Below are 24,777 nucleotides of genomic sequence, written 5' to 3'. Positions count from 1 at the left end.
TGCCAAGGGTGTCGTACAAGAACGGGGGGGCTACCCCATGGCAGCACCCCACAAATTCGATCATCAGACGATCCCGGCACCCAGGCCCACGGCCTTTCGTTCCTGCGCCTTGCGTTCGCGCCACTGGCTGGCGCGGTATGTCGCCAGCACATCAATTGCGCCGCCGGCATCGGCTCGCGCCTTCGCTATGATCGGCGCAACATCGACATTATAGGCCCGGCGCAGCGCCTGGAACGCCATCATTGTGTCATTGCCTTCCTGCGCGGCATGAAGCGCCTCGCGATCGACGAGCAGCGCCTTTGCGAAACAGGCCGTAATCGTTTCGGCCGAGGACAGCATCGATTCGATGGGATCGGTCACATTGTGAGACTGGTCGATCATGTAGCTGGGGTTGAACCCGTCACGCGGATGAAGTTCCGCCTCTACCAGCTCGTTGAAGACCAGAAACAGCTGGTGCGGGTTGATCGAACCGCTGTCGAGATCGTCGTCGCCATATTTGCTGTCGTTGAAGTGGAAGCCGCCCAGCTTGCCGAAGCGATGCAGGCGCGCCACGATCTGTTCGATATTCACATTGGGCGCGTGGTGACCAAGGTCCACCAGGCACTTCGCCTTGGGTCCCAGCTCCTGCGCCGCGAGTATCGACGACCCCCAATCGGAGATCACGGTCGAGTAGAAGGCGGGCTCGAACATCTTGTGTTCCAGCAGCATGCGCCAGTCATCAGGCAGGGCCGCATAAACCTGGGCGGCCGCATCGAGATAGCGGTCAAGGCTGCGCGCAAAGTCCTGCTGGCCAGGGAAATTGGTGCCATCACCGACCCACACGGTCAGATCGGTTGAACCCAACTGGCGCCCGATTTCGATACATTCGATATTATGTTCGACCGCCTGTTGACGCGTCGCTTCCACCGTGGAGGAAAGCGATCCGGTGGCATAGGTCTGCGCCTGTCCCGGCTGATCCTGGAATGTGTTGGAGTTCACCGCGTCAAAGCCCAGACCAAGGCTCCGAGCTTCGTCCCGCAAACCCTTGTAATCGCTTACCTTGTCCCATGGGAAATGCGGCGACACGCGCGGCGTTACCCGGCTAAGCTGGTTGATGACGGCGCAATCTTCCAGCTTCTCATGGATATTGGTCGGCTCGCCCGCGATCGGGAACTTGGCGAAGCGCGTACCGCCCCGGCCCGCGCCCCAGCTCGGCACCGCGACCGAAAAGCCCGCGACGCGGTCCTTGATCGCGTCGATATCGATGCCGGTGCGGGACAGCTTGCGGCCGAGCGCGGCATAATCTTCTTCCAGGGCTTGCGCGTCCCGGGCATTGGCTTCCGCGATCAATTCGGCGGAAATGGGCAGGTTGCTCATGATATTACCTCTCCTGGCCGATCAGCGCGTGAACGCCTGGGCGTTGCCCGCATCGACATTGATCATGTTGCCGGTCGATTTGGCGGACATGTCGCCAGCCAGGAAGTAAACCGCTTCGGCAATATCGGACGGCAACACGTCCCGCTTCAGCATCGAACGCTGGCGATAATGCTCCTCCAGTTCCTTGCCGGAGTCGATACCATGTGCGCCAGCGCGTTCCTTGCGCCAGTCGCCGTCCCAGATCTTGCTGCCCTTGATGACCGCATCCGGGTTCACCGTATTGACGCGGATGCCAAAGGGCGCGCCTTCCAGCGCCAGGCACCGCGCTAGATGGTTGGCGGCTGCCTTGGCAGAGGCATAGGCCGACGCGTTGGTCGCGGCGGCGACGCCATTCTTCGAACCGATGAACACGATTGACGCGCCGCCCTGCTCCTTCATCCGCTTCATCAACGGGAAGGCGGCGCGAGCGGTGAGGAAATAGCCCTCCGCCAGCACATCATAATTTTTCCGCCACAAAGCGACGGTCGTTTCTTCGATCGGCGCCGACGATGCGATGCCCGCATTGGCAACGAGGATATCGAGACCGCCGAACTCGCGAGCGCAATCATCGAATGCGGCCTGGACCTGCGCTTCGTCGGTCACGTCGCAGACGGCGGCACGGATCACATCCTTGCCGAACTGCTTGGCGAAGCCCGCGCGAACCTCTTCGATAGCGTTGGCGTCACGATCGGCCAGCAGCACGCAAGCGCCGTCCGCCAGCAACCGCGCGGCGGTCGCCGCGCCGATGCCGCCCGCACCGCCCGTCACCAGCGCGATCTTGCCGACCAGCGGCTTGGGCTTGGGCATGCGCTGCAGCTTGGCCTCTTCGAGCAGCCAATATTCGATGTCGAACGCTTCCTGCTCGTCCAGCGCGATATAGCTGCCGATCGCCTCTGCGCCGCGCATCACGTTGATCGCATTGCCGTAGAATTCACCGGCCAGGCGCGCCGTTGTCTTGTCACCAGCGAAGGTGATGCGGCCGACGCCTGGCACCAGCACCACTATCGGATTGGCGTCCCGCATGGCGGGCGAGTTGGACCGCTTGCAGCGCTCATAATAGGCCGCATACATGTCGCGATAGGCCGCGATCTGATCTGCCAGATAGGCGTCATCCTGCAGCTTCGCAGGGTCGAGCGGCAGCGGCGCGATCTTGGTGCGCAGGAAGTGGTCGGGGCAGGACGTACCCAGCGCGGCAAGGCGCAGAAATTCGGCCGAACCCACAAATTCCAGCGCTTCGGCATCATCCGAATAATGACCGACCTTGGTGCGTGCGCCAGTCATCAGGCCGCGCAGGCGGGGCATCAGGTCAGCAGCGATCGCTGCACGATCCGGATTGGGCGAGACCACCTGACCACCGAAGGCAGGCTTCTCGGCCAGCTTCGCGTTGAGATACTTGGCGGCGTCCGCGATCAGCTGAACGGTATGTTCGTAGCAGGACTTGGCGGTATCGGCCCAGCAGATGATGCCATGGCCCGCCAGCATCACGCCTTCGACGCCCGGATTGGCCTTCACGAAATCGCGCAGCTGCACGCCGAGCGTGTAGCCGGGGCGCTTCCACGGCAACCAGCCGATCTTGCCGCCCCAGATTTCCTTCGTCGCCGCTTCGCCGCCCGAAGAAGCAGCCAGCGCGATGATGGCGTCGGGGTGGACGTGATCGACATGTGCAAAAGGAAGTAGCGAATGCAGCGGGGTATCGATGGAGGCAGCGCGAGGATTGAGGTTGAACGTGCAATGGGGCAGGTAGCCAACCATCTTGTCATCGTCGTCAGGGCCGCCATAATGCTTCTCAAGGCCAAGCAGCTTGTCCTGATACAGCGTTGAAAAGCCGTCGATCTTCATCGAACCGATGTCGCCGCCAGACCCCTTTACCCACAACACATCGACCTGATCGCCGGTCAGCGGGTCGATTTCGCGGATCTTGGCTGAGGTATTTCCGCCGCCAAAATTTGTCACCGTCAGATCCGAACCGAGCAGATTTGAGCGATATAGCAGCAATTCGGCTGGGCTGAGCGTGGCTGCAACGCCATCGTCCCAGCGGCTGGAGGGGACGGCAAAGGGAATGGCCGCCGACGAGACTGGATTTTGCATGTTCATGGCGCTCCCATTATCATTTGCGCTTTTCCTGATCAATCCTTTGCGTTATTAAACGATCAAATTCGATCAAACAATATGAGAAACACATCATGGCGGAGGGCAGGCTGAACCGCGGTTTCGCTATCATCGTCGATATCGGCAAAACACTGAGCAAGGTGTCCCTATGGTCGCGTGACGGCGAGATTCTCGATCGTCAGGTGCGGCCCAATCAGCTGTGCACGAATCTCGGCGTCCGTTGCCTGGATACGGCAGGCATCGAGAAATGGCTGATCGAATCGCTTGGCCGTTATGCGTCCAGCGGCGCGCAGTATATCGTGCCTGTCGCGCATGGCGCCGGTGTAGCCACGCTGGTGCGCAACCGGCTTGCCTTTCCGCCGATCGATTATGAGCAGGCGATCCCCGATGAAGTGATGGACGCCTACCGCGCGGAACGCGATGACTTTGCGGCAACAGGGTCGCCCGCCCTGCCGGACGGCCTGAATATCGGATCGCAGCTTTTCTGGCTGGAGCAGCTTTATCCGGCGGAAATGGCCGCCGCCACACTTCTGCCATGGGCGCAATATTGGGCCTGGTTTCTTTCCGGGGTGGCGGCGACGGAGGTTACGAGCCTGGGTTGCCACAGCGATCTGTGGTCGCCGGACGGGTCGCAATTCTCGCCGCTCGCCGAACGCATGGGCTGGGCCGATCGCTTCGCACCGCTCAGGAAGGCGGCGGATAGCCTGGGCGCCTTGAGACCTGAACTGGCAGAGCAGACGGGCCTTTCAAGCGAGATCCGCGTGCTCGCAGGCCTCCATGATTCCAACGCCGCCCTGCTCGCCGCGCGGGGCTTCGATGAGATTGCGCTGGGCGATTCGACCATATTGTCCACCGGCACCTGGTTCATTGCCATGCGCCTGCCCGCCGAAGAGGTGGCGACCGGTTCGCTGGCGGAAGGGCGGGACTGCCTCGTCAATATAGACGCATATGGCCGCCCGGTGCCATCGGCCCGGTTCATGGGTGGGCGCGAGATCGAAAGCGTGATCGAATTTGACACGCGGCGCGTCGATATCAAACCGGACCAGCCTGCCCTGCTCGCCGCCGTCCCCAACATTATCCGGTCGGGTTCGATGCTGTTGCCGACGCTGGCGCCCGGCTTTGGTCCCTACCCCACCGGGACAGGTGAGTGGATTGCGCGCCCGGACGACTGGTATGAACGGCGCGCAGCCGTGTGTCTCTACTCTGCCCTGGTCGCAGATACGATGCTGGACCTGATTGGCGCGCGCGATCGCCTGCTGATCGAGGGGCGTTTTGCCGACGCCGATGTTTTTGTCCGCGCATTGGCCTCGCTGCGGCCGGATATGGCGGTCTATACAGCCAACGCCCATAATGACGTGTCGTTCGGCGCGCTGCGGCTGATCGATCCGTCGCTCAAACCTCAAGGCTCGCTCAGCCGGGTACAGCCGCTTGACGACGATATCTCCACTTACCGTTCCCGGTGGCTGGCCGGGATCGGCGAGCCTGCCCTTTGAGGATCCTGCCAATGCCGATCGCCAGCGTCGCCGATTTCCGCGAAGCAGCGCGCCGCCGCCTGCCCCGTTTTCTCTTCGAATATATCGACGGCGGCTCCTATGCCGAAGTCACGCTGCGCAAGAATGTCAGCGAGCTCTCGGACATCGCACTGCGCCAGCGCGTGCTGCGCGATGTGTCCAGCATGGACCTGACGACCGAATTGTTCGGCCAGAAACAGGCGCTGCCGGTGGGACTCGCGCCGATCGGCCTTGCCGGTCTCAACGCGCGTCGCGGCGAATGTCAGGCGATCCGCGCTGCCGAGGGCGCAGGCATTCCCTTTACCCTCTCAACCGTCGGCGCCTGCTCACTGGCCGAAGTCGCACGTGCAGCGAACAAGCCGTTCTGGTTCCAGCTTTACATGATCCGCGACCGCGCCTTCATGAAAGATCTGCTTGCGCAGGCGGCTGCGGCTAATTGTTCCGCGCTGGTGTTTACCGTGGACATGCCTGTTCCGGGCAGCCGCTATCGTGATTATCACACCGGCCTGGCCGGGGCCGATGGCCTGCGGGGCGCCGCATGGCGGATGGCGCAGGCGGTGACCAAGCCCGACTGGGCATGGGACGTAGGCGTTCGCGGCCGTCCCCATACGCTGGGTAATGTCGCGCCAGTGCTGAAGGGCAAGACCGGGATCGAGGATTTCTTCGCCTGGATGCGCAACAATTTCGATCCGTCGATCAACTGGCGCGATCTCGACTTCATTCGTGCGGAATGGAAAGGGCCACTGATCATCAAGGGCCTCCTCGACCCAGAGGACGCGCGCGAGGCGGCGGCATTGGGCGCTGATGGCATTGTCGTTTCCAATCATGGCGGCCGCCAGCTTGACGGCGTCCTGTCGACCGCGCGCGCCCTACCGCCGATCGTGCAAGCCGTGGGCGACAAGCTCACCGTGCTGGCGGACGGCGGGGTCCGTTCGGGTCTGGATGTGATCCGCATGCTCGCTTTAGGGGCCAAGGGCGTCCTGCTGGGCCGTGCCTGGGCCTATGCTCTGGCCGCGCAGGGCGAAGCGGGCGTGACGAAGATGCTGCAACTGATCGAGGCGGAGATGCGCGTGGCGATGGCGCTCACCGGATGCTGCAATATCGCCGATATAAACCAGAGCATTCTGGCTGGGAGGGACATTTAATGACTGCGGGAGCGCAAAAGGACGATTGGCGGAACACGATTCTCGCTGGTCTCGCCAATTATATCGATGCCGGTTCGATCGTGGCCGGTGCCGCGGCGCTCGCGCTGTGGCAGGAAAGCTATAACCTCTCCAACGACTTCATCGGCATGATCGGAGCCTTCGGGCCGAATGCGATCGGCGCGGGCGTGGGCGCCTATATCGGTGGGCGGCTGTGCGATAAACTGGGCCGCAAGAAGATCTACCAGTGGGATATGCTGGTCTATGCCGCCGGTATGGCGATGCTGGTCTTTGCCTTCGCGCCCTGGATGATCGTCGTCGGCTTCATGATCGTCGGTCTTGCCGTCGGAGCGGACATCCCCGCATCCTGGTCGCTGATTGCCGAGCAGGCACCGGATGGCCGGCGCGGCAAACATTCCGGCGTCGCGCAGGTGCTATGGTATCTAGGCCCTGTGGTCGTCCTTCTGCTCAGCCTTGCGCTGACCAGTCTGGGAGAACTTGGCGCACGTATCGTCTTTGCCCATTTGATGCTGATTGCATTGGGTCTCACGCTCTTGCGCGCGCGCATGAAGGAATCGGAACGCTGGGAAGCATCGCAGGCGGAAGGCGTACCCAAACTGCCGGTGTCCACGTTGTTCAAACCCAAATATCTTACCTCGATCCTGGGTCTCGTCGGCATGTACGGCTTCTGGAACCTGTGGGCGGGCACGAACGGCTTTTTCTTCCCCTACATTCTGCGGACGGTCGGCGCAGCAACGCAGGCCCAATCGGTCGCGATCCAGGCGCTGTCCTTCGCCATCGGCATGGTCTCCATCGGCCTTGTCTTCATGCGCTATGCGGACAAGGTGAACCAGCGCAAGCTGTTCGCCATTTCAGCGATTATCCAGGTGATCGGCATGGCGCTGCTCGCTGTTTTCCCGCTGACCATCCCCGTTGCGTTGCTCTATGTCTTCCTGCTCCAGTTCGGCGGCGGTTTCGGCGCGCAGAGCTTCTTCCAGCTTTGGAGCGCGGAGATGTTCCCGACCATGCTCCGATCGACGGCGCAGGGCCTGTGCTTCGCCATCGTTCGTATCAGCCTTGGCGTGTTTAGCTTCTTCGTTCCGATGCTGAGCGCTACGGGCTTCACCACGCTGGCATGGATTTTGACGGGCTTCCTCGTCATAAGCGGCGTGATCGGCACCCTTTGGGCGCCGCGTAACGAGGGCAAATCGCTTGAGCAGCTGGAAGCGGAACGGCAGGCGGCTTGATCAAAGGGGTTGGGGACAATGCACGCGACGGAACGCGAACGGCTGATCATCGAAGCGATGGGCCCTAGCGGCTTCGTCAGCTATCGCGACCTTGAATCGCGGCTTGCGGCGTCCCCGGCCACCATTCGCCGCGATCTGACGCGGCTGGAGGAAGAAGGCGTCATCCACCGGGTGCGGGGCGGCGCGAAGCTGACCGAACGTCATGGCGGCAAACCGGAAAACGCCGCCCGTCTGGCGGGTACGCCCTTCTCCCAGTCGATTACCGAGCATCTGGCGCAGAAACAGGCGATTGGCCGCGCCGGCGCGCAACTGTGCCAGCATGGCGAAGGCATCATGATCGATGGGGGAACGACGACCCTTCAAATGTGCCCGCACATTGGCGGGCTGGATCTGTCGGTGCTGACCAATTCCCTGCACATCGCTAATGCCCTTCTGCCCCAGGCGGGAACGCAGATCCTGCTTCCTTCAGGCACGCTTTTCCGGGAGCAGAATATCATCCTGGCGCCAGCGGGCGAGGAATCGATGCCGCGCTTTCACGCGCCCAAGCTGTTCATGGGGGCTGCTGCCGTGGGTCCGCAGGGCGTGATGCAGCAGGACGTCATCCTGGTCGCCGCTGAACGTCGGCTGATCGACCGGGCGGAACAGGTCATCCTGCTGGTTGACAGTTCCAAATTCAATTCGTCATCCGGGGCCATCGTATGCGGGCTGGACGAAGTGGATATCGTGGTAACAGATGACGGCGTCCAGCCCCCGGCACTGGCCATGCTGGAAAAGGCTGGAACGAAGGTCATCGTCGCAAGGGCGTAATCTTGGGGGCCAACCAGGAAAATGGGCCAGATGTCATCCAGTGCCGGATTGGCATGGGTGACATCTGGCCCTGACGTGTTTCCACAAGCAACCTTGGTTACACAGGTTACTCTTCGCCATTATCCTTTACGCCGACGGTAGGAACATCGATCGTTTCCTTCTTGGAGCCGACGACCACTTCCTTGGAGTCCACATCCACATTAGGCAACGCGCCGCCCTGTACGCTCACCTCTGGGACATCGCCGCCCGAAACATCGGCCTTCCAGAAGCCAGTCGCAAACAGAATGCCAACGATCGCGAGAATGGCGATTAACACAATGGCGAGCGTCCTGCCGCCTTTGCTCTTGTGAACAACGGTCCGATCACCGGTGTAAGGATCTCTATGAACTTCAGCCATAATCAACCTCCTCCTGACGGACATTGAACAACCAGCTCATCACCTTGTTCCCAACCGCTCTGGATTGTACTTCGTCCCTTGGCATGAAGTCTTTTATATCAACGAGATTTTATTCCACTGCAGCAAGATCGACGCCGCGTGTTTCGGACGCTGCTATGACTGCCAGGATTGTCAGGATCAGGCTGCCTACCACATAAGCCGTCACCAGCGTCGTTCCGCCGCTCGCCTGGTAAAGGGACAGGGCGATGAGGGGCGCCAGCGACCCTGCCACGATCGAGGTGGCCTGATAGGCGATGCTTGCCCCGGAATAGCGCAGGCGGGTGGGGAAGAGTTCAGTTATCATCGCGGCCTGCGGCGCATACATGGCCCCGTGCGCCACCATCGCGACCGTGATCGCCGCCCCTACACTCCACGCATTCCCATGATCCAGCAGCGTGAAGAAGATCAGGAACCATGCCGCCATGCACAACGCCCCGCCGCCATAGACCAGCCTGCGGCCAACCCGATCGGACAGCATAGCGAAGAACGGCATGGTGAGGCATTCCAGCGCAGAGCCGATCAGCACCGCATTCAGCACCAGCGACCTGTCACCGCCCCGGATTTCGGTGAGATAGGTCATGGAAAAGGTGGCGGCTACATAATAGCAGATATTCTCGCCGAACCGCAGACCCGCGCCGGTCAGCAACGCGCGGCCCTTGCGCCGTACCGCCTCTACCGCCGGGAAGCGTTCCACTCCCGCGGCGGCCGCCTCGCGAGCGAAAACCATGCTTTCCGACACGGCCCGGCGCAACCACCATCCCACGAGCACCAACAGGATCGACAGGAGGAACGGGATGCGCCAGCCCCAGGCGATGAAATCCGCCTCGGTCAGCAGCCCCGACGCTGCTGCGAACACCCCGGCTGCCAGCAGGTTGCCCGCTGGCGCACCCACCTGCGGCCAACTCGTCCAGAAGCCGCGCTGCGATGGCGGCGCTACTTCCGCCACGATCAGCACCGCCCCGCCCCACTCGCCCCCAACGGCGAAACCCTGGATAAGCCGTAACAACACGAGCAGGATCGGCGCCCAGCTGCCAATCTGTTCGTAGGTGGGCAGAAGGCCGATGGCTGTCGTCGACAGGCCCATCATCAGCAGACTGATCATCAGCAGCGTCTTGCGCCCTATCCGGTCGCCGAAATGACCGAATATCACGCCGCCCAACGGTCGTGCCAGAAAACCCAGCGCGTAGGTGGAAAATGCCAGCAGCGTCCCCGTTAACGGTTCGAAGGACGGGAAGAACAACCGGTTGAAAATAAGGGCCGATGCGACTCCGTAGATGAAGAAGTCGAACCATTCGATCGTCGTGCCGATCAGGCTGGCGCCTACGACGGTGCGCAATTCACGCCGACTGACGCCCTGTGGCGTTGCATTCGCCGTCGCTGCTGCTGATGCGGTAGGCATGCCCCCTCCTGCGCTTCATGTGCCGGATGCCTGCATAGAGGCGGAGGAGAGGAATGAACAAGGGGCATCAGGAACCGGGGCGGATGTGCCCGCCCCGGTCCGAACGATCACACGATGCCACGCGCTTCCTGCCGCGTCTTCCACAGCGACCAGCCGACGCCACCGGCAATGAGCGCGAAAGTGACGCCCAAGCTCAGCACGGGCGGGAATTTGCCGCCGTCCAGCAGGAAATCGGCCACAAAGATCTTCGTGCCGATATAAACCAGGATCAGCGCCAGCGCATATTTCAGATAGTGGAAGCGATGCACCATCGCCGAAAGCGCGAAATAGAGCGCGCGCAGGCCGAGGATCGCCATGACGTTCGAGGTGTAGACGATGAACGTGTCGGTCGTGATGGCAAAGATGGCCGGGACGCTATCCACCGCAAAGACCAGGTCAGCAAAGTTGATGACCACCAGCGCCAGGAACAGCGGGGTGGCGGCAATCACCATCTTGCCGGTCTTTGGATGGGGCGTGCGTGCGAAGAAATGTTCGCCATGCAGTTCCGGCGTCATGCGGATATGCGTAGCGATAAACTTGATCGCGCGATTATTGCTGATGTCCATCGGCGCATCACCCGAAAACAGCATCTTGATCCCGGTGAAGATCAGGAAGGCAGCGAAGAGATAGAGCACCCAATAGGCTTCATGCAGCAGCATCGCGCCGCCCGCGATCATCAGGCCGCGCAGCACGATCACGCCGATGATGCCCCACAACAGCGCACGATACTGATACCGCGCCGGGATGGCGAAATAGGAAAAGATCAGGCTGATCACAAAGACGTTGTCGATCGATAGCGCCTTTTCGATGAAGAAGCCGGTGAAATACTGCATCCCCGGCTCAGGCCCGCGCGCGAACCATATCCAGCCCCCGAACAGCAGCGCCACGCTGATGTAAAAGGCCGAAAGGCCAAGGCTTTCACGGATGCCGATTTCCCGATCATCCTTATGCAGGAAACCCAGGTCAAAGGCGGTCAGGGCTGTTACCAGCGCGATGAATACCAGCCAGAACCAGGTGGGTGTGCCCAACCAATCGGCAAACAGAAACTCCATGAAACAGCTCCTCCAGTTCAACATCATGTTGATCGGAAGATTCAGAAACGAAGGAAAAGCAGAAGCTGCTCCCATGCCTTTCGCACCGGATCATCCGATGCGGTCCGACATCACGCGCAAAAGCCAGGGCTAGCGCGCCAGAGGGGCCCGGTCCGCAACCGATAGCTTAAGAGCTTCTCTGCGAAATTCAATCGGCTGTTGCTCAGACTGCCGGAAGACGCGAACAAAATCACATTATTGGGCGGCCGGAGCCCCAATAGGTCAGAATAGGGAACCAATTTTCCTTTCGTTGGTTTGGACGCGCCAAGGTGAACTGGAATCCGGCTGGGCCCTGGCGGCCTTTCTGGTGAAGTTATTGCGAAGGGGGTTGGGGGCACGGCGCCGCGTCGATGACGTACGCCGTCTCTGTTGGAAGATGCTGCAAACAAAGCCTTTAAACATGCAAGCCTGGCTTCATGCCGCGCTGATCCTGCTGCTTGCCCTCCCCTTCGCCGCAGACCTGATCTTCCCCTTGGGGACGGCCGTGTGGGTGGCGTATCTGCTGCCCGTTGTGCTGTCTTATGCGGCGGCGCGGTCGCAATTGCCTCTTTTCGTCGCGGCGGGTGCAACCGTGCTGATGATCGTCGGCATGCCCCTCGCGCCGGCAGGCGTCGATCCGCAGGTCGCGATCACCAACCGCACACTGGCCTGCCTCACATGCTGGACGCTTGCGATTGTCGGCCTTTTTTTCATCCGCAATCGCGTCGCCATTGCCCGCGAAGAATGGATGCAGGGCGGACAGGTGGGCCTTGCCAAGGCGGTGGGCGGCGAGCAGCCGCTCGACACGCTGGCGACCAGCGCCCTGACTTTTCTGGCCGACTATCTGAAGGCGAAGGCTGGCGCGCTGTACATCGCCAATGGCGAGGGCTTCCGCCGCTATGCGACCTACGCAGTGCCTGCACACGCGCCGCTTCCAGAAAGATTTGACGTCGGCGACGGGCTGCTGGGTCAGGCAGTGGCCGACCGGCGGAGCTTTTTACTGAACGATGTGCCCGACGGCTATCTTTGCTATGGATCGGCGCTGGGACAGGCCAAGCCGGAAAGCCTGTTGATCGCCACCGCTCAGGCCGATGGCGTCATCAATGCAGTGGTTGAACTGGGCCTCCCCAAAGGCGCGGATGCACAGGCCCTTGCCCTGCTCGAACGGATTGCGGGACAATTGGGCGTCGCCATCCGATCCGGCAAATATCGCGCCCGCCTGCGCGAACTGCTTGAAGAAACGCAGCAGCAAGCCGAGGAGTTGCAGGCGCAAAGCGAGGAATTGCGCGCTAATAACGAGGAGCTGGAGCAGCAGAGCCGCCATCTCCAGGAATCGGCGGCCCGTCTGGAGGCCCAGCAATCCGAATTGGAGCAGACCAATTCCCAGCTGGAGGAACAGGCAAGGCAGCTGGAAATCCAGCGCGATGACCTGACCCGCGCCCAGCATTCGTTGAAAAATCAGGCCGGGGAACTGGAGCAGGCGAGCCGGTACAAATCCGAATTTCTCGCCAATATGAGCCACGAACTGCGCACGCCGCTCAACTCGCTGCTCATCATGGCGCGGTTGCTGGCGGAAAACCGGGGCGGCAACCTGTCGGCGGAACAGGTGCGGCATGCCGAAACGATCGAAACGTCCGGCAACGACCTGCTGGCTCTGATCAACGATATTCTCGACATTTCGAAGATAGAGGCGGGCAAGCTGGAATTGCAGCCGCGCTGCATGAGCATTCCGGCGCTGCTGGAGAAAATGGATGCGATCTTCGCACCTTCTGCTCAGTCAAAAGGCCTTGCGTTCAGCGCCAGGCGGACTTCTGAAGCGCCGGTCGAAATGGAAAGCGACCCGCAGCGCATCGAACAGGTGCTGAAGAATTTCCTGTCGAACGCGATCAAGTTCACCGATAGCGGATCCGTGGCGCTGGAAGTCGACAGGCGGGCCGATGGCCGCGTCGCCTTCACCGTGCGTGATACGGGCGTGGGCATACCGGCCGAGCATCAACAGCTGATCTTCGACGCTTTCCGCCAGGCTGATGGCACGGTCAGCCGGAAATATGGCGGCACCGGCCTTGGCCTGTCCATTTCCCGCGAACTCGCCAGGCTGCTGGGCGGCGAAGTGGAGGTGCAGAGCGTGGTGGGAGAAGGCAGCGCATTCAGGCTGATCCTGCCCGAGCGATATGATGGCGCAGCCGCGGTGCAGGCTGACCTGCCGCGGTCCGCCGAGCTGGTGCGTCCCCGGCCATCCAACCCCAAGCCCGCGCGCCGCCGCCCGAACGTGATGACCCAGGATGACCGCGAACAATTGTCGGGCGACGCGCGCGTCATCCTGATCGTTGAGGATGATCCGGTCTTCGCCAAAATCCTGTGCGATGTCGCGCATGAACTGAACTTCCAGTGCCTGATCGCCAGCACAGCCGATGAAGGCGCGCTGATGGCGCGGCAATATGTGCCCAATGCCGTGATCCTGGACATGAACCTGCCCGACCATACGGGCCTGTCCGTGCTGGACCGGATCAAGCGCGACGTACGCACCCGGCACATCCCGGTCCATGTCGTATCGGTCGATGATGACAGCCAGGCCGCTTTGTCCAGCGGAGCGATCGGCTATCTGTTCAAGCCGGTGAAGCGCGATGCGCTGGTCGAGATGCTGGAGGGCTTGGAGGCGCGGATGTCGCAGCGCCTGCGCCGTGTATTGGTGGTGGAGGACGACGCCCAGCAGGCCGAAAGCGTCAAGCTGCTGCTCGCATCCCGCGACGTCGAGACGGTTGAGGCGCATTCGGCCGCGCAATGTTTCGACCTGCTGGGCCGCGAAACATTCGACTGCATGGTGCTGGACCTGAACCTGCCCGACGCCTCTGGGCTTGACCTGCTGGAGCGGCTCAGCGCGGACGAAGCGGTCGGCTTCCCTCCGGTCATCGTCTATACCGGCCGCGACCTGGCGCAGGAAGAGGAGATGCGGCTGCGGCGGTACAGCAAGTCCATCATCGTCAAGGGGGCCAAATCTCCCGAGCGGCTGCTGGACGAAGTCACGCTGTTCCTGCATCAGGTCGTGTCCGACCTGCCCGAACCGCAGCAGGCGCTGATCGTCAAGTCGCTCAACCGCGACGCCGCGCTTGACGGACGCGAGATCCTGGTCGTCGAGGACGACATCCGCAACGTCTATGCGCTAACGTCTATCTTCGAGCCACATGGGGCCAAGGTGCGGATAGCGCGGAATGGCCGGGAAGCGCTTCAGGCGCTTGATGAGGCTGCGCGCGGCCTTTCCAACGTCGTCGATCTGGTATTGATGGACGTAATGATGCCGGAGATGGACGGCCTTACCGCCACGCGCGAGATTCGTGCCCAACCCTGGGGCAAGCAAATGCCGATCATCGCCCTGACGGCGAAGGCGATGGCGCGCGATCAACAGGATTGCCTGGACGCGGGCGCCAATGACTATCTCGCCAAGCCGCTCGACGTCGACAAGCTGCTCAGCCTGACCCGCGTGTGGATGCCGCGATGAGCGAGGAGGCCTTCGAGGCGCACGAGGAACTGGAACTGGACCTGCTGCTGGAGGCGATCTGGCGACATTATCATTATGATTTTCGGGGCTATTCGCGCGGTTCCCTCCACCGCCGCCTGGCCCGCGCGCAGCAGCGGCATGAATGTGATAGCCTGTCCCACCTCCAGCATCTGCTATTGCGTGATCACGCCGTGTTCGCCGACCTGATGGGTTTCCTGACCATCCAGGTGAGCGAGATGTTCCGCGACCCAGCCTATTTCCGGGCGCTGCGGGAATTGGTGGTGCCGCATCTGAAAACCTATCCATCACTGAAGGTTTGGATCGCCGGGTGCGCCAATGGCGAGGAATTTTACTCCCTCGCCATCCTGTTCCGTGAAGAGGGGCTGGAGGATCGCACGATTTTCTATTGCACCGACATCAGCCCGGCGGCGCTTCAAAAGGCGCAGGCGGGGATCTACGATCTGGACCGCATCCAGCAATTTACCGAAAATCATCGTCTGGCCGGGGGCAAGCGATCGCTGTCCGACTATTATACGGCAGCCTATGGCGCGGCCGTGTTCGACAAGTCATTGCGCCGCCGAGCGGTTTTTGCCGAACATAATCTAGCCAGCGATCAGGTATTTGCCGAGGTCCAGCTGGTATCGAGCCGCAACGTTCTCATCTATTTCGACCGTGAATTGCAGGACCGCGCGCTGGGGCTGTTCGGTGGGGCTTTGGTGCGTGGCGGCTTCCTGGGGCTGGGGTCGAAAGAAACGCTGCGCTTCTCCCGCTATTCCGACGCCTTCGCCGATTTTCATGAAGCGGAAAAGATATATCGGCGTAACCTCAAGGCACTGGAGGAATTCAGCGATGCCGCCTAAACCCGCCAAAATCCTGGCCGTCGATGACATTGAGGAAAATCTGACGGCGCTGGAAGCCCTGCTCGCGGAAGAGGGCGTCGAACTGCTCAAGGCGCGGTCGGGCGTGCAGGCGCTCGAACTGCTGTTGGTCCATGACGTTGCGCTGGCGCTGCTGGACATTCAGATGCCGGGCATGGATGGTTTTGAACTGGCCGAACTCATGCGCGGCACGGAACGCACGCGCCGCGTCCCCATCATATTCCTGACCGCCGTCGCGACCGATGAACGCCGCCGCTTTCGGGGGTATGAGACAGGGGCCGTCGATTATCTGCTGAAGCCGGTCGATCCGCACATCCTGCGTAACAAGACCGCCGTCTTCGTCGAACTGTTCCGCCAGCGGGAAGAACTCGCCAGGCAGCGCGACGAGCTTGCCGGGGCGCTGTCGCGGCTGAACGCTCATAGCGATAATTCGCCGCTGGCGATCATCGAATTTGATGCCGATCGGCACATCGTTGCCTGGTCAAAGGGGGCGGAACGGCTTTTCGGATGGCGCGCGCCGGAGGTTGCGGGCTTCAGGGCTGTCGAACTGGACTGGATCGACCCAGAAGACGAGGCGCTGTTCGATCAGTTGACGAGTGACCTGATCGCCGGGCGATCCGTCCGCGCGATGCAGCATTTGCGAATGCGAACGGCGGAAGGCCTGACGCTGGAATGTGAATGCTATTGCTCGGCGCTGCTCAATGGACAGGGTCGGCTCGTTTCCATCAATGTTCAGGTGCTGGACGTCACCGAACGCAAGCGGGCGGAAGATACGCAGCGCCTGTTGATCAGCGAACTCAACCATCGGGTGAAGAACACGCTCGCCTCTGTTCAGGCGATCGCGGTGCAGACGCTGCGCCATTCTTCCGGTCCATCCGACTTCGCGCCGACATTTACCGGGCGCATCCATGCGCTGGCGCGGGCGCATTCGTTGCTTAGCAGCACCACATGGCAGGGCGCGTCACTGCGCGAACTGATCAGCGGGCAGCTTGAAATCGGTGCGATCGATCCGGCTCAGCTCGACATTGTGGGACCGGACCTTGAACTTGCGCCCGAACTGGCGCTTCACGTCGCCCTGATCCTGCACGAGCTTGTCACCAACGCTCACAAATATGGCGCGCTGTGCATCCCCGCCGGAACAGTGTCGCTGTCGTGGACGATGGATGGCAAACAACTGGCGATCGTCTGGGCAGAGGATGGCGGCCCCGCCGTCACTCAACCAAAGCGCAGGGGCTTTGGCACCGCCCTTATAGAACGAAGCCTCAAGGCAGAGGGCGGACAGGCCAGCGTCGATTATGACAAGGCGGGCGTTCGATGGACGATGACCCTGCCCTGCGGCCCGCGCATCAGCCGGATCAACGCCACCGCATCCCCCGCCAGCGCGGATGATGACATGGCAGCCGGGCGCGAGGAAACAATAGCGGGCCAATCGTTCCTGGTCATCGAGGATGAGCCGCTGGTGGCGATGGAAATTGCCAGCATATTGGAGGATGAGGCCGTCGTCGTCACCATAGCCGCGTGCGCCGACGAGGCATTGGCCCTGCTTCAGACCGGCGATTTTGACGCCGCGCTGCTGGACGGCAATCTTCAGGGCGAGCCAGTCGATCCAGTCGCTGCCGCGCTGACGGCCCGGCAGATTCCCTTTGCTTTCGTCACTGGATATGGTCGGGAAAGCCTGCCCGGATATTCGGAGGATCGGCCACTGATCAGCAAGCCGTTCGACCGCAAATCGCTGGTCCAATGCGCAGCGAAGCTGGCGGCTCTTGCCGTTCCGGCACAGCAAATCGCGCCCACCCCATGATCCTTAAGCTGGCTCCTCGACCAGTTGGGTGACTTCGAACGCGAAGCTGCGCCATCCTCGTACCTTCGACGCGTCGGCGGCGGCAGCGCGCTTCTTCCTGGCTTCCGCCAATGACTTCGCATGGCCCCAGAATACTTCTGTCCTGCCATTTTCCAGTTCGGCGACGATCCGCCAATAATGCGTGAACGGGTCGGACGTCGGGCCGATCCGCTTTACATATCCGTCCGGCATGGTGGCTATCAGATATCGCTTCTTTCGCTTTGCCATGCCCCCGTTTAGCACGACAGGTGGAAAGCGGCGCAATCGACACCCATCTTGGTCATATGGATACACTCAGAATCAATGATCAAGGCCGCCGCGGCGCACCGGGCCGACGCCAGGAGAGGGTCCGGTCGTGAACGAGAACATCACCTATATCGGCCTTCTTGCGGACGCAGAGATCGAACTGGACAGTGCCGCGCTGGCGCTGAGCGGCCTCGATCATGAAGGGGTCGATCTTGATCCCTATCTCGACCTGCTCCGCACGATCAGCGCCGCCGTGGACGCCGAAAGGCAGGACGCTGGGGAAGCAACGCTGGATTCGGGGGAAGCGCAAGGTGCGTTGCTAGCGCGCGTCCTTGGCGCACAGTTCGACTTCGCGGGCGACACAGCGACCTATGACGCCCCGCTCAACGCCGACATGATCCGTGTCCTGGACCGGCGGCGAGGCCTGCCGGTCAGTCTGTCCATCCTCTATGTCGCGGCCGCCCGGCGCATGGGCTGGACCGCTCACGCACTCAACACGCCCGGCCATGTCCTTGTCAGCATCGGTCCTGAAGGCCGCGAAGCGGTGATAGATCCATTCAATCGCGGGGCGCTGGTACATCCCGAAGAGCTGTCGGCCCTGCCTGCGCAAGCGTCGGACGCTCTCCCCCAGACCGGCCATGAACATCTGGAGCCGATGTCGAACCGTATGACACTGGTCCGCATGCTGCTTAACCAGAGCCTGCGGGCCGAGCAGGCGGGCGACACCTGGCGCGCATGCATGCTGTACGAAAGGATGACCGTCATAGCGCCGGAGCATGACGCCGGATGGTGGGCATTGGCCCGCTTGCAACTGGTGCATGGCAAAGTGGAAGCGGCCCGCGCCAGCCTGACCGCCATGCTGGAAATCAACCGGGAGCCGGAACGCCGCCGCTACATAACCCAGGCGCTCGACCGCCTCGCCGGGCAATCCTGATTCCGGCAGTTGCTGGTGCGGGGCTTCTCATATGCCCCGCACCAGCATCGTCACTCGTTCTTGATGTCGTTTCCTGCCCGCTCCATCGCGGACCCGACATCCTGCTTCGCTTCGCCAGCTTCACGCTTGGCCTCGCGCGCCGCATTCTCGGTCGCTGCGCCCATGCTGTCTGCGCTGTTATCAATGGCGCGACCCGCCTGGTCCAGGCCGTTGTCGATTTTCTCTCCGGCCTCGTCCACTGCTCGACTGAGGTCGTTGCCGATTGCCGAGCCCGCATTTTCAATGCTGTCCGAAGCCTTTTCCGAACAGGCGGACAGGCTGGCTGCTGCCGCGATCGCCACGGTTGCGAGAAATGCTCTCTTCATGATGTCCCTCTTTTGCCATTGAACGCACCTGTTTAACCGCCGTCAGGCGGATATGGTTGCGTTGCGGTTCAACGGCTGCGCAGGCCAAAGACCATGGATCGATCGCCATCGGGTATCAATCCTTCCAGAACGCGCCAGAAACCGGTGACCGATCCCTGACCTGCCTGGGCATAGGCCGCGCCCATTTTCTCCCGCAGCGCGCGGAACAATTCCGCTTCGAGCGCTGCGCCCGCTGCGCTGAGGCGGAGCAGCTTTTGCCGGCGGTCGATGGCGCCCTGACGCGTTTCAATATAGCCTTGCTCGATCAGGTCATTGAGCACGCGACCCAGCGATTGCTTGGTTACGGCCAACAAGCGCAGCAGGTCCTTGACCGTAAGGTCCGGCTGACGTGAGATAAAATACAGCGCGCGATGGTGCGCCCGCCCAAGTCCCTGCGCCGCCAGCCTTTCGTCGATCGATCGGGTCAGGGCGGTGTAGCCGAAATACAGCATTTCGATCCCCCGCCTGATCTCATCCTCACGCAGGAACAGCGGCGACGCAGGCGAAATCTGCGATGCCGATGCGGTTGCGGGAGAATTATTTGCACTCATGCCGGTCATCCAGGAAGCGGGTCACATCACCCACATATTGGCGGAACCAGACAGTGATGACTAGGCTTTCCTTTCCCGCAACACACGCTATATGGCGATCCGCACCGGCCAAAACCGGTACGCATGCTGGGGCGTCGCCAAGCGGTAAGGCAGCGGCTTTTGATGCCGCCATGCGCAGGTTCGAATCCTGCCGCCCCAGCCAATATTTCGACCCATATTTACCAACTCCGTCTCACACGCGATCAGCGGCTTGCCGATCGGGTCGGGCCACAGCCCCGCCGATATCCTTGGGCCCTCGCAAGGTTAAGGCCCGTCCTTACGCGCCGCGTCAGTCGCGCATCAACGAAGCCCCTGGCAGCAGGACAAGCGTCGTGTGTGGCATAGAGCCACGCCTCGCCGTCCCGCACGCGAACCTGCGGACCGCAGACGCCGCCGCCGCTGATAATCGGGTTGCCAGCCGCGCGGGCTCATTCGCGGCCCGCAAGAGCGGCCGCGAATGAGGTGATGCCGCTAGGACAGGGCTATTATAATGCCCATCACATCAATGGGTTCTTGCCCTAGATCGGTCCTCGCGCAGAAGCTGGACCGGGCCGATCAAGCCGGATGGCCGTAGCGGCGCGTTCCGCAGGTAGGTTCCTACCGTCGTGAACGTCACCTTCTTCATCCCTGGCTGCTTGTCACCGATCAGCCGATTGGCCCAGAGATTGGCAACCCGAACCTCGATTTCATTGCGCCCTCGTTTGAGCGCGTGGCCGAGCTTGACTTGATAGGGCGCCTTCCACGCGGTGCCGACGAGTTGTCCGTTCACGCGAACCTCTGCAACGTCACCCACTTGGCCGAGGTCGAGCGTGAACGCGGCGGTTGGCTTCAGCTCGTTCGGGAAGGCGAAGCTCGTCGTATAGGTGGAAACGCCCGAATAATATCTGACCCCGGCATCCGATTGTTCGGCCAGCGATCCGAGCGCCGGCAGACGTATCGATGGGGGCGCCCCGCGATTCTTTTCGAAGGCGACATTCCAGGCGCCGTTTAGCGTGTGTACCGGCGTCAGGCTGGGTATCGCAATGGTTTGCTGCGCCACAGCCGCAGGCTTGCGGAACACGACGAAGAACGACTCTTGCGAACCCATGTTCAGCGGCACGACGGTCCGGCTGCCGTCGATGCGGTACGAAACAGGCTCGATAGTGCCGGTGTCCGCCCGCCAGATCTCGGCGGCCTTTCCAGCGACGCGGAACGTCGCGTTTATGTTCTGCGAGGGGCCGAGCCGATTGCTTACGAAATATACTTCGCCATCGTCCAGGCTGCGGTGTCGGAACAACAACTCGCTGTCTGGATCGACTTTCTCATAATCGAAATCAGGCAGCACACCCATCGAAGCGAGAACGGTCTCGGGTTGGCGGCTTGCGATCACGCGTCCAAGACCAAGGGCCGTCTGCTCGCCCCCCGCCCACATCTGTTTGACCAGGCGGTCGAACTCAGCCGGGTCGGCAGCAAGGCCGAGTGAAGCGACCGGCGCGTGACCAACCAGGGTAGCGCCGGCTCGCACCAGGTCGTGCAGCTTGCGTAGCACGGGCAAGCTCATGCGATCGGATTGCCCGCCTAAATAAAGGAGCTTGTAGCGAGCACCGCCTTGGGTAAGGACGAGGCCGTTGTCGACGGAAAACTGAGTAAGCAGAGAATTGGCGCTAACAAAATCAAAGCCGTAGCGGACCGGAAGATCAGCAAGCGGCTTTTCGCTGTTCATCACGCCCACCGGAGCTTCTTCGCCGTACAGATAGGCGACGTCCGACACGTTCCGCCCCTGCTGCAGCATGAAGCTTGAGCGTGACATATAGTCCATCCACGGACGCGCCATCTCTGCCCACGTATCGTGCCGGTTGAAATATTGACCGAAGATCTTCAGCGACAGGCTAGGCAGTTTGTCATCCACTGGCTGATGCACCGATGTGTGGATTACCGGCCGGTTCACGCCATAGATAAATTCCGCATCGATCACCGGCTTCAAATCCGCCGGAGAGTGGGCCCACGGTGCAAACATCGACGTCAGCGATTCCGCGGCCACCAGCCTGCGGCCGTAAATGTTGGCCGTGGATGCCGCTCCCCTGACATCCGCCACATACAGCGATTCCGGCTTCTTCCCTTTTGCATAGCTCCAGAAAGCCGCCATCGGAATGTCGGCGTAGCGACGCATGTCGATGTCGTCGCCTAAAGTATGGCGTGTGCCTTCCAGGGACTCACCATAGACGATCAGTCCGTTTTCATGGGCAAAGTCGGCGATCTGGCCATAATGTTCGCTGGCGATCAGTTCGCCAAGCGTACGGCGGTAATCGAACAGGAACCGGTCGCTCTGGCTGCGAGACCCGATGATCGTTCCCGTCAAAGCCGGTAGCCAGGGCAGCGGATCATAGCCGCGCAGGGCTTTGAACTGTTCGGTGATGCGCGGGGTCCAATTGGATGGTCCTGCCTCGATGCTGTCGGTAAGCAGGGCGCGCACGCCCTGCTTACCGATCAAATCCGGCCCGACGGTGTCGCGATACATACCGAGATATGTACTTAGATAGGCTCGTACTGCGGTTCCGTCATACTTGTCGACTTCAAGGCCGGTGGCCTCCGGACTGGCAGGCGAGTTCGCCGATCCCGTCAAGGAATAGCCTAGCCGAAGAACCTTCCAGCGTCCCGGTGGCGGTGTCCAGTCAAGCTTTCCGTCGGCGCCCATCCGGGTCGTCAGGTTGATTACGGACGTCGGAGCTATGCCCGCGGAATCGCTACCTACATCCTTGTCGAGCGCAAAATAGTCGTCGACAACCCCGAAGCCGGCCTTCCGCTCGAACGCGTTGACTTTCGCCTCACCCGTCAGCTGAAGGTCGAACACACCGGCGCGCTGTGGTGCGCCGCCCATTTCGATGCCACCGGAGATGTCGAAGCCAGGAGCGGGGGCAAATCCGGCGAGGCGACCCGAACCGGTGCTCGGCGTGAACAGCAGCCGGAAGAACCGGCCGGTTACCGGCGCGAAGCTGGCCGTCGACGGTATCGAGCCCGCCGTGAGAGTTGCGACACGCCGCCAGGTCTTGCCATCGTCGCTCGCCTCCAGCTGTGGAGGAACCGCAGTGAACCCAGCGCTGCGAACGAGGCTGGAAACCGCGCGGATGGTCTGCGGAGCGTCATATTGCAGGACGATCGCCGCCGGCTCGGACGCGCTTCCCTTCGGGATGTCGATCCCCGTCGTCATGTCCGCATCGAACAGGGCGGCGGGATCGACGACCATGCCCCCGGCCGTGACGCGCTTGGGCCGCGACAGAGCCGCGCTCGTATCCAGCGGAAATGCCAGAACCAGAGCATCGGCGTAGAAGCTGGTGGGGATTGCTGCGCTCGATGCCTCCGGCCTTGCCAGGGATATGGCCTGGAATGGGCCGGTCTGGCTGGGCGGCGTAGCAAGTTTGCCGACGAAACGCCGACCTCCTTTCAGCGTCGTCTCGCTCCAGACGAGCTTCTTCATTCCATCTTCGGGCGCAACCCATGGTCCGCCTGTCTCACTCCAGCCCGGTGATGAAGCGATGGTGAATTCAAGGCCGGACTTTTCGGCAAGGTCGACCGCGTAGCGGAAGGCGTCCTTCCATTCCGGTGTCATATAGATCAGCCGACGATCAACGATCTGAGGCGTGGTCAAGCCGGCGTCGAAGTTCTGCACGCCGCCGATGCCGACCCGCTTCATCCATGCCAGGTCTTTGGTGATCCCGTCCTTGCTGACGTTGCCGTTCATCCAATGCCACCACACCCGCGGCTTGGCCGAGTCCGGCGGTGCGTGGAACCCCCGTTCCAGAGGATCGATCGATGAAGACGCAGGCACCCTCGCGGCGACAGCGGCGGTGCTGGGCGTGTTCGCTTGGCGTTGGTGAAGCTGTTGTCCACCTTCCGCGGACTGACGCGGCATTTGCCCCGACGCTGGGGCGGCCAGCATACCGCTGCCCGCAATAATCCAGGCCAAGGAGCGGCTCAGCGGCGCGGAACTGTGTCTCTTGCAATATTGTGGCGTCAGTTGAGTCATACCACTGCTCCGAATGGGGATGCCGGGTCGGTCATTCCCACCGGCAGTGCCTTGTGACGTTTGAGATGCTTAGGATTGCGGCCAGTGGGTCTTCAACCAATATTGCGTGTCTTTCGCCACCGCCGCATCTTCCGGCGTCAGGCCGCCGAAGCCTGCATGGGGCATGGCTTCGCCCACATAGAGATCCGCCTCCACACCTGCGGCTCTCAGCGCAGCATGCAGCCTGACGGTGTCCGACAGCAGACGGTCACGAGTTCCGGTTACCAGGTGAGTAGGAGGAAATGCCTTTGCCAGATCCCCGAAGAGCGGCGAGAGATAGGGATGCCGCGGGTCGTTACCGTTCAGGTAAAGCTCGGTTGTGGCGACCCCGTCCGGATCTCTGAGCACGGGATCGAGGCCTTTCAGCACCTGCCAGCTGTCGCCCGCATTCGTCAGGTCGGTGACCGGCGTCTGAAGGACAAGCGCACTCGGCTTTTCAAGGCCGGCATCCTTCACCTTGTGCATCAAGGCGGCGGCAAGGTTGCCGCCGGCCGAGCCGCCCGAGACGAGGATATTCCTCGCCCCATATTCCTTCAGCAACAGGCGGTAGACGGCGAAGCAGTCGTCGAGGCCCGCAGGAAAGGGATGGTCCGGCGGCATCCGATAGTCGACCGCGTAAGTCACGCCGCCCGTCTGCATTGCCGCGACCTTCGCCAGAGCCATAGCGGCCCGCCCACCGAACAAAACCCACCCGCCACCATGAATGCTCAGATGGGCCTTCCGTCGGTCCGCATCGGAAATTCCGAGCGGCGTGGCGACATAGCAGGTGGCGCTGCCGATCTGCCGTGTCTGAACGTCGATACCCGGCAATTTCAGGATCATGTCGACGGGCAGAGCCTTGTCACCGTCAGAGACATAAGCCCGCCAGCCCGCGACGTCCGCTGCGGCGGGGATTGGTTTTGGAGGCTGCATTGCGCCATTGCGCAGATAATCCTGGGCAGCCTTGCTGATGGTCGTGGGAGGAGGGAGGTTGCGGGCGATATCGCACTTGGGCTCCGCAGCCAGAGGAGGCGCGGCCTCAGCGGAACCGCGTGCCGCGAATGTTGCCAGAGCTGCTGACGCAGCGCCCGATATAACGGCTCTACGGCCGACCGCGCTCGGATTTTGCTTCAACTCGCCTCTCCGACATTTTAATGAACGCAAATGTTCTATTCAAGAACGGCGGCTACTTTTCAAGTCCGTTCATGAGAGA

The 24,777-nt window shown here is 61.7% G+C and carries 18 protein-coding genes and 1 tRNA gene; 9 read left to right on the top strand and 10 right to left on the bottom strand.

Features of this window, described 5'->3' with window-relative positions; genetic code table 11:
• Positions 1–63: 63 nt before the first annotated feature.
• Together rhaI and B6S01_RS17065 are read right to left on the bottom strand one after the other, a co-directional pair.
• The gene (gene rhaI / locus B6S01_RS17070) at positions 64–1,356 is read right to left on the bottom strand and encodes an L-rhamnose catabolism isomerase (RefSeq protein ID WP_037463577.1); all 1,293 of its coding nucleotides are present in this window, start codon (positions 1,354–1,356) and stop codon (positions 64–66) included.
• 21 nt (positions 1,357–1,377) lie between these two features.
• Complete coding sequence (locus B6S01_RS17065) at positions 1,378–3,489, bottom strand: bifunctional rhamnulose-1-phosphate aldolase/short-chain dehydrogenase (protein ID WP_051908076.1); 2,112 nt, start codon at positions 3,487–3,489, stop codon at positions 1,378–1,380.
• Positions 3,490–3,578: 89 nt separating this feature from the next.
• Between B6S01_RS17065 and B6S01_RS17060 the strand changes: the two genes are divergently transcribed.
• From B6S01_RS17060 to B6S01_RS17045, 4 genes are read left to right on the top strand one after another with little or no spacing between them, the layout of a single operon-like run.
• Positions 3,579–4,997, top strand: coding sequence for an FGGY-family carbohydrate kinase (locus tag B6S01_RS17060; protein ID WP_037463574.1), 1,419 nt, complete (start codon positions 3,579–3,581; stop codon positions 4,995–4,997).
• 11 nt (positions 4,998–5,008) lie between these two features.
• Positions 5,009–6,160 (top strand): FMN-dependent L-lactate dehydrogenase LldD, encoded by a 1,152-nt coding sequence (lldD, locus tag B6S01_RS17055; RefSeq protein ID WP_037463572.1) that lies wholly within the window; start codon positions 5,009–5,011, stop codon positions 6,158–6,160.
• Positions 6,160–7,404: an MFS transporter gene (locus B6S01_RS17050; protein ID WP_037463569.1), complete on the top strand. Its 1,245-nt coding sequence runs from the start codon at positions 6,160–6,162 to the stop codon at positions 7,402–7,404. The genes lldD and B6S01_RS17050 overlap by 1 nt, the downstream gene beginning before the upstream one ends.
• Positions 7,405–7,422: 18 nt before the next feature.
• Complete coding sequence (locus tag B6S01_RS17045; protein WP_037463566.1) at positions 7,423–8,211, top strand: DeoR/GlpR family DNA-binding transcription regulator; 789 nt, start codon at positions 7,423–7,425, stop codon at positions 8,209–8,211.
• Between the two features lie 106 nt (positions 8,212–8,317).
• On the opposite strand, the gene B6S01_RS17040 is transcribed toward B6S01_RS17045, so the two are convergent.
• The 3 genes from B6S01_RS17040 to B6S01_RS17030 all read right to left on the bottom strand — a co-directional run bounded on the left by B6S01_RS17040 (position 8,318) and on the right by B6S01_RS17030 (position 11,137).
• Positions 8,318–8,608 (bottom strand): hypothetical protein, encoded by a 291-nt coding sequence (locus tag B6S01_RS17040; RefSeq protein ID WP_037463564.1) that lies wholly within the window; start codon positions 8,606–8,608, stop codon positions 8,318–8,320.
• Positions 8,609–8,717: 109 nt separating this feature from the next.
• On the bottom strand, positions 8,718–10,046 hold the full coding sequence (locus tag B6S01_RS17035) for an MFS transporter (RefSeq protein WP_081570528.1): 1,329 nt from the start codon (positions 10,044–10,046) through the stop codon (positions 8,718–8,720).
• Positions 10,047–10,153: 107 nt separating this feature from the next.
• Complete coding sequence (locus B6S01_RS17030; protein ID WP_037463562.1) at positions 10,154–11,137, bottom strand: TerC family protein; 984 nt, start codon at positions 11,135–11,137, stop codon at positions 10,154–10,156.
• A 439-nt stretch (positions 11,138–11,576) separates the two neighbouring features.
• On the opposite strand from B6S01_RS17030, the gene B6S01_RS17025 reads away from it, so the two are divergent.
• From B6S01_RS17025 to B6S01_RS17015, 3 genes are read left to right on the top strand one after another with little or no spacing between them, the layout of a single operon-like run.
• Complete coding sequence (locus B6S01_RS17025; protein WP_037463560.1) at positions 11,577–14,651, top strand: response regulator; 3,075 nt, start codon at positions 11,577–11,579, stop codon at positions 14,649–14,651.
• Positions 14,648–15,511, top strand: coding sequence for a CheR family methyltransferase (locus tag B6S01_RS17020; protein WP_231567942.1), 864 nt, complete (start codon positions 14,648–14,650; stop codon positions 15,509–15,511). Before B6S01_RS17025 ends, B6S01_RS17020 begins: the two co-directional genes overlap by 4 nt.
• On the top strand, positions 15,501–17,330 hold the full coding sequence (locus tag B6S01_RS17015; protein ID WP_037463554.1) for a response regulator: 1,830 nt from the start codon (positions 15,501–15,503) through the stop codon (positions 17,328–17,330). The genes B6S01_RS17020 and B6S01_RS17015 overlap by 11 nt, the downstream gene beginning before the upstream one ends.
• A gap of 3 nt (positions 17,331–17,333) precedes the next feature.
• On the opposite strand, the gene B6S01_RS17010 is transcribed toward B6S01_RS17015, so the two are convergent.
• Positions 17,334–17,597 carry a hypothetical protein gene (locus B6S01_RS17010; RefSeq protein WP_037463552.1) on the bottom strand — a complete coding sequence of 88 codons (264 nt, stop codon included), beginning with the start codon at positions 17,595–17,597 and terminating at the stop codon, positions 17,334–17,336.
• 127 nt (positions 17,598–17,724) lie between these two features.
• On the opposite strand from B6S01_RS17010, the gene B6S01_RS17005 reads away from it, so the two are divergent.
• Positions 17,725–18,549 (top strand): transglutaminase family protein, encoded by an 825-nt coding sequence (locus B6S01_RS17005; protein ID WP_037463549.1) that lies wholly within the window; start codon positions 17,725–17,727, stop codon positions 18,547–18,549.
• Positions 18,550–18,599: 50 nt separating this feature from the next.
• On the opposite strand, the gene B6S01_RS17000 is transcribed toward B6S01_RS17005, so the two are convergent.
• Both B6S01_RS17000 and B6S01_RS16995 read right to left on the bottom strand, forming a co-directional pair.
• Positions 18,600–18,914: a hypothetical protein gene (locus B6S01_RS17000; RefSeq protein WP_037463548.1), complete on the bottom strand. Its 315-nt coding sequence runs from the start codon at positions 18,912–18,914 to the stop codon at positions 18,600–18,602.
• Between the two features lie 68 nt (positions 18,915–18,982).
• Positions 18,983–19,504 carry a MarR family winged helix-turn-helix transcriptional regulator gene (locus B6S01_RS16995; RefSeq protein WP_037463638.1) on the bottom strand — a complete coding sequence of 174 codons (522 nt, stop codon included), beginning with the start codon at positions 19,502–19,504 and terminating at the stop codon, positions 18,983–18,985.
• Positions 19,505–19,631: 127 nt separating this feature from the next.
• On the opposite strand from B6S01_RS16995, the gene B6S01_RS16990 reads away from it, so the two are divergent.
• Positions 19,632–19,706 (top strand) — tRNA-Gln (locus B6S01_RS16990).
• Positions 19,707–20,045: 339 nt separating this feature from the next.
• Here B6S01_RS16990 and B6S01_RS16985 read toward each other — a convergent pair.
• Positions 20,046–23,486, bottom strand: a complete 3,441-nt coding sequence (locus B6S01_RS16985; protein WP_231567941.1) for a glycosyl hydrolase — start codon at positions 23,484–23,486, stop codon at positions 20,046–20,048.
• A gap of 129 nt (positions 23,487–23,615) precedes the next feature.
• Complete coding sequence (locus tag B6S01_RS16980; protein WP_081570527.1) at positions 23,616–24,698, bottom strand: alpha/beta hydrolase; 1,083 nt, start codon at positions 24,696–24,698, stop codon at positions 23,616–23,618.
• Positions 24,699–24,777 lie beyond the last annotated feature (79 nt).

This window comes from Sphingobium herbicidovorans (assembly GCF_002080435.1).
GTDB classification, from domain to species: Bacteria; Pseudomonadota; Alphaproteobacteria; order Sphingomonadales; family Sphingomonadaceae; genus Sphingobium; species Sphingobium herbicidovorans.
Note: the sequence above shows the minus strand (reverse complement) of the source record. Positions and strands in the feature narration are given on the sequence as shown.

Coding starts and splice junctions, on each gene's coding strand:
- rhaI (WP_037463577.1), bottom strand. CDS start 1,356: ATGAGCAACCTGCCCATTTCCGCCGAATTGATCGCGGAAGCCAATGCC.
- B6S01_RS17065 (WP_051908076.1), bottom strand. CDS start 3,489: ATGAACATGCAAAATCCAGTCTCGTCGGCGGCCATTCCCTTTGCCGTC.
- B6S01_RS17060 (WP_037463574.1), top strand. CDS start 3,579: ATGGCGGAGGGCAGGCTGAACCGCGGTTTCGCTATCATCGTCGATATC.
- lldD (WP_037463572.1), top strand. CDS start 5,009: ATGCCGATCGCCAGCGTCGCCGATTTCCGCGAAGCAGCGCGCCGCCGC.
- B6S01_RS17050 (WP_037463569.1), top strand. CDS start 6,160: ATGACTGCGGGAGCGCAAAAGGACGATTGGCGGAACACGATTCTCGCT.
- B6S01_RS17045 (WP_037463566.1), top strand. CDS start 7,423: ATGCACGCGACGGAACGCGAACGGCTGATCATCGAAGCGATGGGCCCT.
- B6S01_RS17040 (WP_037463564.1), bottom strand. CDS start 8,608: ATGGCTGAAGTTCATAGAGATCCTTACACCGGTGATCGGACCGTTGTT.
- B6S01_RS17035 (WP_081570528.1), bottom strand. CDS start 10,046: ATGCCTACCGCATCAGCAGCAGCGACGGCGAATGCAACGCCACAGGGC.
- B6S01_RS17030 (WP_037463562.1), bottom strand. CDS start 11,137: ATGGAGTTTCTGTTTGCCGATTGGTTGGGCACACCCACCTGGTTCTGG.
- B6S01_RS17025 (WP_037463560.1), top strand. CDS start 11,577: ATGCAAGCCTGGCTTCATGCCGCGCTGATCCTGCTGCTTGCCCTCCCC.
- B6S01_RS17020 (WP_231567942.1), top strand. CDS start 14,648: ATGAGCGAGGAGGCCTTCGAGGCGCACGAGGAACTGGAACTGGACCTG.
- B6S01_RS17015 (WP_037463554.1), top strand. CDS start 15,501: ATGCCGCCTAAACCCGCCAAAATCCTGGCCGTCGATGACATTGAGGAA.
- B6S01_RS17010 (WP_037463552.1), bottom strand. CDS start 17,597: ATGGCAAAGCGAAAGAAGCGATATCTGATAGCCACCATGCCGGACGGA.
- B6S01_RS17000 (WP_037463548.1), bottom strand. CDS start 18,914: ATGAAGAGAGCATTTCTCGCAACCGTGGCGATCGCGGCAGCAGCCAGC.
- B6S01_RS16995 (WP_037463638.1), bottom strand. CDS start 19,504: ATGAGTGCAAATAATTCTCCCGCAACCGCATCGGCATCGCAGATTTCG.